General features: G+C 70.8%; 11 protein-coding genes and 1 tRNA gene. 3 read left to right on the top strand and 9 right to left on the bottom strand.

The features are described 5' to 3' along the window. The 9 genes from PROKR_RS15890 to PROKR_RS15850 form a co-directional block, all read right to left on the bottom strand. Positions 1 to 2,052, bottom strand: a 2,052-nt coding sequence (locus tag PROKR_RS15890) for a hypothetical protein (RefSeq protein WP_036964582.1), incomplete at its 3' end; no start/stop codon positions are given. A gap of 26 nt (positions 2,053 to 2,078) precedes the next feature. Next, positions 2,079 to 3,464, bottom strand: coding sequence for a S8 family serine peptidase (locus PROKR_RS30805; RefSeq protein WP_051433038.1), 1,386 nt, complete (start codon positions 3,462 to 3,464; stop codon positions 2,079 to 2,081). 235 nt (positions 3,465 to 3,699) lie between these two features. Further along, positions 3,700 to 4,260, bottom strand: coding sequence for a hypothetical protein (locus PROKR_RS15880; RefSeq protein ID WP_084800470.1), 561 nt, complete (start codon positions 4,258 to 4,260; stop codon positions 3,700 to 3,702). Then, positions 4,251 to 4,883 carry an RNA polymerase sigma factor gene (locus PROKR_RS15875; RefSeq protein ID WP_036964581.1) on the bottom strand — a complete coding sequence of 211 codons (633 nt, stop codon included), beginning with the start codon at positions 4,881 to 4,883 and terminating at the stop codon, positions 4,251 to 4,253. The genes PROKR_RS15880 and PROKR_RS15875 overlap by 10 nt, the downstream gene beginning before the upstream one ends. Positions 4,884 to 5,157: 274 nt before the next feature. Continuing rightward, complete coding sequence (rplA, locus tag PROKR_RS15870; protein WP_020016099.1) at positions 5,158 to 5,874, bottom strand: 50S ribosomal protein L1; 717 nt, start codon at positions 5,872 to 5,874, stop codon at positions 5,158 to 5,160. A gap of 117 nt (positions 5,875 to 5,991) precedes the next feature. Then, complete coding sequence (gene rplK / locus PROKR_RS15865; protein ID WP_020016098.1) at positions 5,992 to 6,423, bottom strand: 50S ribosomal protein L11; 432 nt, start codon at positions 6,421 to 6,423, stop codon at positions 5,992 to 5,994. A gap of 75 nt (positions 6,424 to 6,498) precedes the next feature. Beyond that, the gene (gene nusG / locus PROKR_RS15860; protein ID WP_036964580.1) at positions 6,499 to 7,317 is read right to left on the bottom strand and encodes a transcription termination/antitermination protein NusG; all 819 of its coding nucleotides are present in this window, start codon (positions 7,315 to 7,317) and stop codon (positions 6,499 to 6,501) included. Positions 7,318 to 7,565: 248 nt separating this feature from the next. Further along, positions 7,566 to 7,811, bottom strand: a complete 246-nt coding sequence (gene secE, locus PROKR_RS15855; RefSeq protein ID WP_020016096.1) for a preprotein translocase subunit SecE — start codon at positions 7,809 to 7,811, stop codon at positions 7,566 to 7,568. Positions 7,812 to 7,912: 101 nt separating this feature from the next. After that, a tRNA-Trp gene (locus PROKR_RS15850) sits at positions 7,913 to 7,988 on the bottom strand. A gap of 228 nt (positions 7,989 to 8,216) precedes the next feature. Between PROKR_RS15850 and PROKR_RS15845 the strand changes: the two genes are divergently transcribed. The 3 genes from PROKR_RS15845 to PROKR_RS15835 all read left to right on the top strand — a co-directional run. Next, positions 8,217 to 9,113, top strand: a complete 897-nt coding sequence (locus tag PROKR_RS15845) for an ABC transporter ATP-binding protein (RefSeq protein ID WP_036964579.1) — start codon at positions 8,217 to 8,219, stop codon at positions 9,111 to 9,113. Next, positions 9,113 to 9,982, top strand: a complete 870-nt coding sequence (locus tag PROKR_RS15840; RefSeq protein WP_036964578.1) for an ABC transporter permease — start codon at positions 9,113 to 9,115, stop codon at positions 9,980 to 9,982. Before PROKR_RS15845 ends, PROKR_RS15840 begins: the two co-directional genes overlap by 1 nt. Further along, the coding region (locus tag PROKR_RS15835) for a sensor histidine kinase (RefSeq protein ID WP_084800468.1) at positions 9,972 to 11,251 on the top strand (1,280 nt) is incomplete at its 3' end. The genes PROKR_RS15840 and PROKR_RS15835, both read left to right, overlap by 11 nt.

Genomic DNA, 11,251 nt, shown 5'->3' with positions numbered 1-11,251 from the left:
GTCGCCCGTGGGCCGGGCGTGCGCGCGGCCGCGCGCGACGTACGAGTTGACGGACGTGCGCAGGCCGCCGCGGGACGGGAGGGCGGCCCACGGCACGCTGAGCAGTGGCTCACGGCCCACGACGTAGAGGTCGCCGTCGGCACGCAGCGGGGCGAGCAGGACGGCGTCGAGCGCCTTGAGGTTGCGGGCCAGCGAGGACGACGCCGCGGCGCGCAAGGGGGCAGGGATCAGATCGTTGGCGGCCATCGCGAAGTCGGCGTTCAGGCGGCGGACGTGCTCGACGACGTCGTCGGCGGAGCCGATGTCGACGGTGGTGACGCCGGCGGCGTCGACGCGGACGCAGCGGAGCTTGCCGTCCATCGCGACGAAGTTGGCCACGACCGTGTCCTTACGGGTTCCGGCGAGGACATCACGCAGTTCGCGGGCGGTCACCGGGCGCTGCACCGCGCCGGCGTTGCCGGCGTGCCGCCAGGAGCGTTCGCGGACCTCGTCCTGGATACGGCTCGCGCGACGGGTGAGGCGCTCGCGCTCCCTGGGGTCGCCGGGCCCGAGCTCACGCGCCCGCACGAGCAGGCCGCGCGCCTCGGTCAGGAGGGCCGCCGCCTCCGGGTCGTCGGGCGGGGTGACACGACCAGTACCCGCGAACGTGGTGCGGCCACGTTCCAGGGCATCGAACAGGGCGGCCGGCCTGCCCGTGCGGACCGCTGCCTCGACGTCGACACGGGTCAGGTCGACGCCGTGCGCCGCGGCGGCCGTGACGGACTCGACGGAGCCGAGCCGGCTGCGGTGGTCGACCAGGAGGCCGAGCCCCGCGCGAACCGCACGCAACCCGTTCGCCCGGTCGCCCGTCGCGAATGCCAGCTCGGCCCGAGCGGTGTAGTGCTGGATCCGCATGGTCAGCGGAGCGTTGACCAGGCCTCGCGGCAGCTCGTCGAGCGTCGCGCGCGCAGCGGCCAGGTCGCCGGCAAGAAGCAGCCACTGTGCCCCGACCAGCCGCGCCGCATGGCCGGGATGCTGGCCGAGCACCGGGCCCGCCGCATCACCCTCGACGGCCACGGCGAGCGCTTGCGCCGCCCTCCGGCGGGCAACGGCCTGGGTCAGCGCCTGGGCGCCGCTGCGGACAGGCGCGAGGGCCGCCTCGAGCTCGAGGACACGAGCGAGCGACGCCCACTGCTCGTAACCGACGGCCAGGAAGTGCTTCCGGGCTCGCACCGCGAGCGCGGCTGCCTCCTCGAAGCGCCGGAGCGCGAGCAGGCACCTGGAGCGAAAGTACTCGGCGATGGCGCGGTCGGTGCGGAGGCCTGCCTTGAGCAGCTGCGGTATCGCCTCGCTCAGGAGGGCTTCCGCCTCCTCGAGCAGACCGACCCCGTACAGAACCTCGGCGCGCCCCTGCAACGGAATGCCGTCGTCCTGGTCCGGCGCGAGTTCCCGCGCGGCCGCCATCTCGGCGAGCGCCGCCGGAGCGTCGCCGAGCATGCTCAGGTAGTAGCCCGAGTTGTGCCGGGCGAAGGCCACGATCACCGGTGTCTCGGCGGCCTCCGCGTGCCGCACGGCCGCAAGGTTGTCGGCCACGGCGGCTTCGATGTCACCGAGGTCTGACAGCGCGAAAGCGCGGTTGAGGTACGCCATCGCAAGGTCTCGTGACTCACCCTCGTCGGTGACGGCAAGGACCTGGTCGAAGAGTCGCACCGCTTCCGCCGGCTCCCCGGCTCCGAGCAGGAACGATCCCTTCTGCCCGGCGGTGACTGCCTCGATACGCCGGCGCTCGGCACCATCGAGCAGCTTTGCGGCGTCCAGCGCTGCGTCGAGGAGCTTCAGGGCAGCCGCGAGGTTCCCCGAGCAGGCGAGCTCGGCCTGCGCGAGGCCCATCCAGGACCGTGCGACGAGCCATGCCAGGACGACCCGCTCGTCATCGGTCAGGTCCACCTTCTCGAACCTGGCGAGGTCGCGGACGAGTGCCCGGAACTCTCGGCGAGCACGGCGGGGGCGGGCACGGACGTTCCATTCCCGTGCCCGCTCGAACCGCCCGGTGAGGACGTCGAACTCCGCCATACCCACCGCACCCTCTGGTCAGGACATCACACCGGTACCCCGGGCACCTCGCTGTAGAGGTCCCCCACCTGGGTAACAGCATGCCAGGCCTCCCTGACACGCCCCGTGGGGTCTGTCGCGGGCGATCGACCGTCGGACCTCTGCGCGAGGAGCGCGTCCGCGAGCTGGCCCGCCAGCCGCGGCGCCGAGAACGACGTCCCGCTCCAGGTGCCGAAGCCGTGCGTGAAGTCGTCCGGGTCCACCGTGTGGCGGAGGCCGTCCGCCGACCGCGTGCCCTCTGCCGACCCGTCGAAGGTCGTGGGCATCGCGCTCAGGACGTTGACCCCGGGCCGCACCGCGGCGATCCACGGGCCGTCGTTGCTGAAGTCGGCGAGCGTACCGTCCGGGTTGGACGCGGCCACCCCGAGCAACGGCGTGTAGTCCGGGCTGAGGTCGTGCAGATCGCCGTGAACGAGACCGTCACGCGTCCTTCGCACGGACGGTGCCCAGCTCGCGGGGAAGGTCTTGCGGGAGGAACCGTCGTTACCGGCGGACACCACGACGACCACACCGGCCCGGCGCAGGTCGCGGAGACGACCCCGGTAGACGCCTTCGTAGTCGTCGTCGTCCTCGGGGTGCTCCAGGTAGTAGCCGCTCGCGATCACCACGATGTCGACCGGAAAGTACCCGGGCACCCCCGCCAGCCCGCGCAGGTGGAACTCGAGCAGACGCTCGACGGAGCGCGCGAAGTCCCACTCGGACGCAGTCCCGTCCCCGCCGTAGACCCGGACCGGAAGCAGAGCCGCGTCCGGGCACGTCTGGTGCACGATCCCAGCGATGAAGGTGCCGTGACCCGCGTACGGGTCGAGGTGTGACGCCGCGCCGTCACGACGGCCTTCGCGCTCGGCGTCGACGTCCTCCTCGGGATAGGTACCGATGGGTGCGCCGTCGAGCGTCGCGCCCCGAAGGACAGCCGTTCCGGGCTCGTCGAACCACGGGTGCTCCCCGATCCCGGTGTCCAGGACAGCGACCACCGGCCGGACGACACCGTCCCGGGTAGTCAGCGACGATGCCCCGTCGGCCGCACGGACAGGCGCGGAACCGGGATACACCGCCGGCACCCGCTTGTCCGGGTCACCGAACCCGCCGTGGTTCCGGTGACCGGTGACGACGTGGTCCAGCGAGACGCGGGTACGGTCCTCTCCCGCCTCCTCGAGGATCGAGGCCATCAGGCCGAGCGCGTCCCAGTCCTCCCGCACGTCACCGAGCCGCACCTCGACATCCGGCCGCTCGCCCAGGACACCGACTCCCGCCCGGGACTGCGCCTGGGCGAAGTCGCCGGTGGTCACGGTGACGCCCTGCTCACGGGCTCGGTCGGTGATCAGGTCCAGGAGCGCGTTGTGGCCACCGTCGACGTCGCCGCGGACGATCACGCGGTCCTGTACGTATCGGGTCGGCGCGACGCGACCGCCGCCCGGGAGCCGGTCCGACTCCGGATCCAGCTCCCGGACGGGCCGCCACCCCCCGGCGTGGTCGCGAACGCGCAATTCAGGCTCGGGCATGGGCTCAGTCACAGCAATACCTCTCCATCGACAACGATTGCTCGACAGATCCCGCCGCGCCCCTCGGCCGGATCACACACAGTGGGTAGTTCGGTGGTTCAGCCGTTCACAGCTCGATGATCGGCGTGCTTACTGCACCGCCACCGCCGTCGGTACGGCGGACGACCAGGCTGGCGCGCCCGCGCTCCACCGAGTCGAAGGCGAACCGGCCGTCCTCGTCGGAGGCGGTCGTGAGGACGTCGACCCCGGGGCGGTGCAGCTCCACGTCCAGGCCGGCCGCGGGGGCGGCCCAGCCGTCGATCCGAACCTTGCCGCCCGCGGAGGGCGACAGCGTGATCATCACGGTCAGCGAGTCGTGCGTGAAGGTGATGGTCTTCGCCTCTGCGGGCGCGGCGTCGTCTGCCCGGGCCGCAGCGGCGGCCCCCCGGACGCCCGCGAGCGGCGCGTCGAGGTAGACGGCCTCCATAAGCTCGGCCTCGAGGCCGGCCAGCGTGATCGCGAACAACGAGCGCTCGACGAGCCCCTCAGGCACCGGGTCCACCGCGCCGACCGCGCGGGCGAGGCGGGTCAGCACGGCCCCGTCCTCGGCGTCCAGCGCGCCCTTCGGGTCGAACGAGAGGCGCCCCACGGCCTCGTCGTCCATGTTGGGTTCCGGCGTCAGGTCCACGAGAAGTCCCCTTGCTCATCGAGGATGGTCCGCAGCTTCGCCAAGCAGCGGCCACGAGTCGAACCGATGGAGCCCATCGGCATTCCGATCGCCGCCGAGATGTACCGGTAGTCCGGCCGGTCGGCGAGCGAGACCAGACGCAGCAGCTCCTGGCAGCGTCCGGGCAGTTTCTGCAGCGACGTCCAGAGGATGCGGTCGCGCTCGTCGCGCAGCACCTCGGCGTCGGGTGGTGGATCGTTGGCGGGGAGAGCCATCGGATGCTCAGGGCTGTCGTCCGGCAGCTCGGTACGGCGCTTCTCGTCGTCACGGTGCTTGCGCACCGCCTCCCAGGCAGCCCGCTTCGCGGTCACCAGGAGCCACTTCAGCACGGCCTTCGGCTCGGCGATGGTCTCAGCGTGCCGCACGAGTGCCACCCACGTGCTCTGCACGACGTCGTCCGCGGCGTCGCGGTCGACCCCCTGCGCGCGGACGGTGTGCCAGAGCAGCGGCGTCGCCTCGCGCACCAGGTCGCCGAGCGCCTGGTGGTTCCCGGCGCGGTACTCGGTCAGGGCGATCGCCGCGCGATCACCGAGCGTGAGACCGGACCCGTCGACGTCGGGCAGGGCCTCCCTTGATCCTGTCATTGCACCACGGGATTCTCTGCTGGCGGATGTTTCCACGTCGCGTGCCGGACGTGGAGCGCTTGGACCAACCGAGTCTACGGCCGAGCACACGGATCCGGGGAGGGAGAAAACGGTGCCCATCAGGCACTCCTCTCTCCTCGGCTCACGTCGGCTTCCTGCCGCCCATCAGACAAGAGGTGGGACCAGCCGGTTCGATACATGATCCTGATGAAGATTCAAAAAGGCCCGCATCCCTTGCGGGATGCGGGCCTCTCTGTGCCTTCGGGGGCTCGGATCAGGCCGAGAGCTCCTCGAGAAGCTTGGTGGTCTTGCTCTGGTCCAGCGGGATGCCGGGGCCCATCGTGGTGGTCATGGTCGCCTTGCTGATGTAGCGACCCTTCGACGACGACGGCTTGAGGCGCAGGACCTCGTCGAGCGCGGCGACGTAGTTCTCCAGCAGCTGGGCCTCGGAGAACGAGGCCTTGCCGATGATGAAGTGCAGGTTCGCGTGCTTGTCGACGCGGAACTCGATCTTGCCGCCCTTGATGTCGGTGACAGCCTTGGTCACGTCCATCGTCACGGTGCCGGTCTTCGGGTTCGGCATGAGGCCGCGGGGGCCGAGCACCTTACCGAGGCGACCGACCTTGCCCATGAGGTCCGGCGTGGCGACAGCCGCGTCGAAGTCGGTGTAGCCGGCGGCCACCTTCTCGATCAGCTCGTCGCCACCGACCTCGTCGGCACCGGCCGCACGGGCCTCCTCCGCCTTGGCGGCGTTGGCGAACACGATGACCTTGGCGGTCTTACCCGTGCCGTTGGGCAGGTTGACCGTGCCACGGACCATCTGGTCCGCCTTGCGCGGGTCCACGCTCAGCCGGAACGCGACCTCGACGGTGGCGTCGTACTTGACCGTGGCGGTGTCCTTGGCCAGGCGGATGGCCTCGAGCGGCGAGTACAGGTTCTCGCTGTCGATCTTCTCCGCGGCGGCGAGGTACGCCTTGCTGCGCTTTGCCATGTTTCTCTCCTTGTGGTCGTAGCGGGCCGACCGGCCCTGCCACTGTGGTGTTTCGGTCCCGGGGCTGACGCCCCGGAGGGGATCACTCGGCTGTGCGAGTTGCTCCGAGCGACTTCGTCACTCGGAGACGGTGATGCCCATGGAACGGGCGGTGCCCGCGATGATCAGCGACGCGGCGTCGAGGTCGTTCGCGTTCAGGTCAGGAAGCTTGGTCGTCGCGATCTCGCGGACCTGGTCCTTCGTGATCGAGGCGACCTTGACCGTGTGCGGCGTCGCGGAGCCCTTGGCCACACCGGCGGCCTTCTTGATCAGCTCGGCGGCCGGCGGGGTCTTGGTGATGAAGGTGAACGAGCGGTCCTCGTACACGGTGATCTCGACCGGGATGACGTTGCCACGCTGCGACTCGGTCGCCGCGTTGTACGCCTTGCAGAACTCCATGATGTTCACGCCGTGCTGACCCAGCGCGGGGCCGATCGGCGGAGCCGGCGTCGCGGCGCCGGCCTGGATCTGCAGCTTGATGAGGCCGGAGACCTTCTTCTTCGGGGGCATGCGTTCACTACCTTCTGTTGGATGGGCCTACGCCGTGGGCGATGACCCGGTTGCAAATGCCGGGGTACGGACGAATCAGATCTTGGCGACCTGGTTGAACCCCAGCTCGACCGGGGTCTCCCGGCCGAAGATGGAGACGAGGACCTTGAGCTTCTGGGCCTCGACGTTGATCTCGGAGATCGAGGCGGGCAGCGTGTCGAACGGACCGTCCGTGACGGTCACCGACTCGCCGACCTCGAAGTCCACGTGGACCGGAGCCTTGCCGGAGCTGGTCACCGTGCCGCCACCAGGCGCCTGCTGGCCGACCTGCTGACCGGCCTGGGGCAGCATCGACGGCGCGAGCATCGAGTAGATCTCGTCGAAGCTCAGCGGCACCGGCTGGTGGGTGTGCCCGACGAAGCCCGTGACGCCCGGCGTGTGCCGCACGGCGCCCCACGACTCGTCGGTCAGGTCCATGCGCACGAGGACGTAACCCGGGATGCGCACCCGGCTCACGATCTTCTTCTGCGCGTTCTTGATCTCGGCGACCTCTTCCATCGGAACCTCGACCTGGAAGATGTAGTCCTCCATGTTCAGGCTCTGGATGCGGTTCTCGAGGTTGGTCTTCACACGCTTCTCGTAGCCCGCGTACGAGTGGATGACGTACCAGTCGCCGAGCTGGCCGCGGAGGGTTCGCTTGAACTCCTCGACCTCGTCCACGATGACGTCGCCGTCGGCGTCAGCGGGGCGCTCGTCGGTGGCGTCGTCCTCGACCTCGTCCTCGACGGTCTCGGCCGGGGTCTCGGCGTCCGCAGGCACGTCAGCGTTCTCGGCGTCCAGGGGCGCGTCGACGGCCGTCTCGTCGCCGTCGGTCGGCGAGACGTTCTCCGTCTGGTCCAGAGAGTCCTGGGACACGAACGAACCTGCTTTCTCTTCGTGCGCCGGGGCTGCGCCCGGCACGGGTGTGCGTACTTCTACGAGCTGTGTCCGGCCATTGTCGCGCGAAAGTACCGCGAAGGGACAATCAGCGACGGGCGAGAACGATCACAGCGAAGTACTGCGCAGCGTGCCGCATGAGTTGGTCCGGCGCACCCGGACCGGCGTGAGGCCCGTCCGACGGGCCCGCCGACGACCGCCTCAGCCGTCGTCTCCGAGAGGGACGATCAGCCGAAGACCCAGCCGGCCAGCATGCCGAAGGCGTAGTCCAGGGCCACCACGAAGATCATGACGACGACCAGGAAGACGAGCACGACGGTCGTGTACGTGATGAGCTCGGAGCGCGTCGGCGAGACGACCTTCTTGAGCTCGGCCACCACCTGGCGCACGAAGAGCGCGATCCGGGCGAAGATGTTGCCGCCGCCCTTGCTCGGACGCTCCGCGGCGCTCTGGATCACCTCGGTGTCGCTCACTGCTACCCCACTCCTGTGGCCCGGCGCGCCGGGCGGCGCGGACTGCCGTTCCAGGTCCACTCACGTGGGCCCGCTGCGCGCGGCCCCGCTGGGGTTCACGCTGGCAGGGTAGACAGGACTCGAACCTGCAACCTGCGGTTTTGGAGACCGCTGCGCTACCAATTGCGCCACTACCCTATGTGTTCGTTACCCGGGCCTGACCACCGCGAGCCCTGGAGGGGCACGCCGCATCAGGTGAGCTTCGATCACCGAGGCACAACTGTACGGTACCCGGCGCCGTAGGTCGAACTCGTTCCCCAGGGCCCCTCGCAGGTCACCGGGTGGCGACTGTCCACCGGAAGACGGACACGAGATGCAGCCGAACGGGCGTCCCACGGAAGGGGCCCCGCGGAGCATGCTCGAGACATGGAGACCACTAGATCGTCGGCCGTGCGGGTACGCGGCCTCCGCAAGCGGTACGGCAGCACCCGTACCGGGTTCAAGGACGCCGTCGCCGGCCTGGACCTCGACGTCGCCCGTGGTGAGATCGTGGCGGTGCTGGGCCCGAACGGCGCCGGCAAGACCACCACCGTCGAGATCCTCGAGGGGTTCCGCGACCGGGACGACGGCGACGTCGCCGTGCTCGGCGAGGACCCCCGGCACGCGGGCCGCGCCTGGCGTGCCCGGATCGGCGTGGTCATGCAGGACTCCCGGGACCTGAGCGAGCTGACGGTCCTGGAGAAGGTGCGCTCCACCGCAGCCGCGTACCCCGGCTCGCGCGACCCCGGCGAGGTCATCGCCGCCGTCGGGCTCGCGGAGAAGGCCAGGGCGCGAACGCGTGGGCTGTCCGGCGGGCAGCGGCGCAGGCTCGACGTGGCCCTCGGGATCGTGGGCCGGCCCGAGCTGCTCTTCCTGGACGAGCCCACGACCGGGTTCGACCCGGAGGCCCGGCGCTCCTTCTGGGACCTTGTGACCGGCCTGCGCGACGACGGCACAACGATCCTGCTGACGACCCACTACCTCGACGAGGCCGCGCAGCTCGCGGACCGCGTGGTCGTCGTGCGCGACGGCGTGGTGGTGGCCGAGGGCACGCCCGAGACGCTCGGCGGACCTGGGGCACGCACCCCGATCGTGGCGTGGGACGACGAGGGCGTGCGCCGCGCCGAGCGGACCGACCGCCCCACGGCCGCCGTCGCGCGCCTCATCGCGGCGGCCGGACCGGACGGCGAGGTGCCCGGTCTGTCCGTGACCCGTCCGACGCTCGAGGACGTGTATCTGTCCTTGATCGGCGAGACCACCATCGACACCGAGGAGGCGGCGTGATGAGCACGGCTGCTGCGACGAGCACGACGGCCCGGACCGCTGCGAGCTCCGGCCGGCGGCTGCCCGGCACCATCCGGCTGGGACTGGTACGCGGCGGCGTGGAGCTGGTGCAGTTCCTCCGCGAGCGTGACTCGATGGTCTTCGGGTTCGCCTACCCGATCATCATGCTCGCGATCTTCTCCACGGTCTTCGGCGACGACGACCCGATCGTCTCCGACGGCGTCACCGTGGGCTTCGCGCAGTACTTCCTGCCCGGCATGGTGGCGACAGGCGTCATGCTCTCGACCTACCAGACGCTCGCGATGTCGATCGCCGTCGAGCGCGACGACGGCACGCTCAAACGGCTGCGTGCCACGCCGCTGCCCGCGACGTCGTACTTCCTGGGCAAGGTGTTCCTGTCGCTGGTGACGGTGCTCGCACAGACCGCACTGCTGCTCGCGGTCGCGGCACTCGCCTTCGACGTGCCTCTGCCCCAGGACGCGGCGCACTGGATCACCTTTGCGTGGGTGTTCGTGCTGGGGACGGCGGCGGGCGCCGTGTGTGGCGTCGCGTACTCGTCGGTGCCGCGCTCCGGCCGGTCCGCGAGCGCCGTGGTGGTCACGCCGCTCCTGGTGCTGCAGTTCACGTCGGGCGTGTTCTTCCCGGTGACGCAGCTGCCGGGCTGGATGCTCGACCTGTCGTCGGTCTTCCCGCTGAAGTGGATCGCGCAGGGCATGCGGTCGGTGTTCCTGCCGGAGGCGTTCGCGGCGGCGGAGCCGGCCGGTTCCTGGCAGCACGGTGCGACTGCTGCTGTACTGGCGGCATGGCTGGTGGTGGCACTCGTGGTCGGCACCCGGACGTTCCGGTGGCGACGACACGATGACGGCTGACGAGGGGCGCGGCGAAGCGCGCGCCGACGACGCGGCGAGCGTCGGGCACTCCGCGGATCTCCTGTACGCCGGGTGGGAGCAGCAGGTGCGGTGGTGGGACGCGGCGTTCGGCGTGATCGTCGCGCTCACTGCGGCCGCCCTGGTGCTGGAGGGCACGCGCGGCACGCACCTCGTGGTGGCCTGCGCGGCGCTGGCGGCGCTCGTGGGCGCGTACCTGCTGTGGGGTGCCCGGGCGGCGCGGACCCGCCAGCGGGGTCCGGCCCTGGCCTACCTGGTGGTGCTGGTGCTGGCCACCGGGGTCGCCGTCTCGCAGGCCGGTGTGGCGACGTTCCTGATGTTCATCGCGTTCGCACAGGTGTGGATGCTGCTGGAGTCGATCAAGCAGGGAGTGGTGGGCTGTGCGGCGCTCACCGTGTCGGTGACGATCGGCATCGTCGCGGCCTACGACTTCGCGCCGGACGTGGTGCTCGACGTGGTGCCACAGATGTTGGTGACGCTCCTGTTCGCGATCGGGCTGGGGCTCTGGTTCCACCTCGCGATGCGGCGTGCCGAGGAACATGCGCGCCTTCTCGACGAGCTGCGTGCCGCTCAGGCGGAGCTGGCCCGGACCAACCACGAGGCGGGTGTCGTGGCCGAGCGCGAGCGCCTCGCTCGCGAGATCCACGACACCCTGGCCCAAGGCTTCACGAGCGTCGTCATGCAGGCTCAGGCGGCGACGGCCGCCCTGGACCACGGGGACGACGGCGGCGTGCGGGAACGGCTGCACGTGGTCGAGGAGACAGCGCGCGAGAACCTGGCCGAGGCCCGGGCACTCGTCGCGGCCTTCGCGCCCGTGGCGTTGCAGGACGCGTCGCTCCCGCAGGCACTGGGGCGGCTCACGGAGCGGTACGCCCTGGAGACGAACGAGGTGGTGAGCTTCGAGGCCAGCGGAGTCGGGCCGCTGCCGCCCGCGACCGAGGTGGTGCTGCTGCGGGCGGCCCAGGAGGCCCTGTCGAACGTCCGCCGGCACGCGCGGGCGATGATCGTCGGTGTGCGCCTGGCCCAGGCCGAGGGCGCCGTGACGCTCACCGTGGCCGACGACGGGCAGGGCTTCGGGCCCGACGTCGCCGACGGGTTCGGGCTGGCCGGGATGCGCGACCGGGTGCGGTCGGTGGGTGGCACGCTGTCGGTCGAGTCCACGCCCGGCAGCGGGACGACGCTGCGGGCACGGGTCCCGGTCGACGCGACCGTGCTCGGCTCCGACACGGGTGAGGGCGCCGCCGCGGGCGC

Origin of the sequence: Promicromonospora kroppenstedtii DSM 19349, from assembly GCF_000515355.1 — a bacterium.
In the GTDB taxonomy this organism is placed as follows: Bacteria; Actinomycetota; Actinomycetes; order Actinomycetales; family Cellulomonadaceae; genus Promicromonospora; species Promicromonospora kroppenstedtii.
The sequence above is the reverse complement of the archived record's forward strand: the minus strand, read 5'-3'. Positions and strand labels throughout refer to the sequence as shown.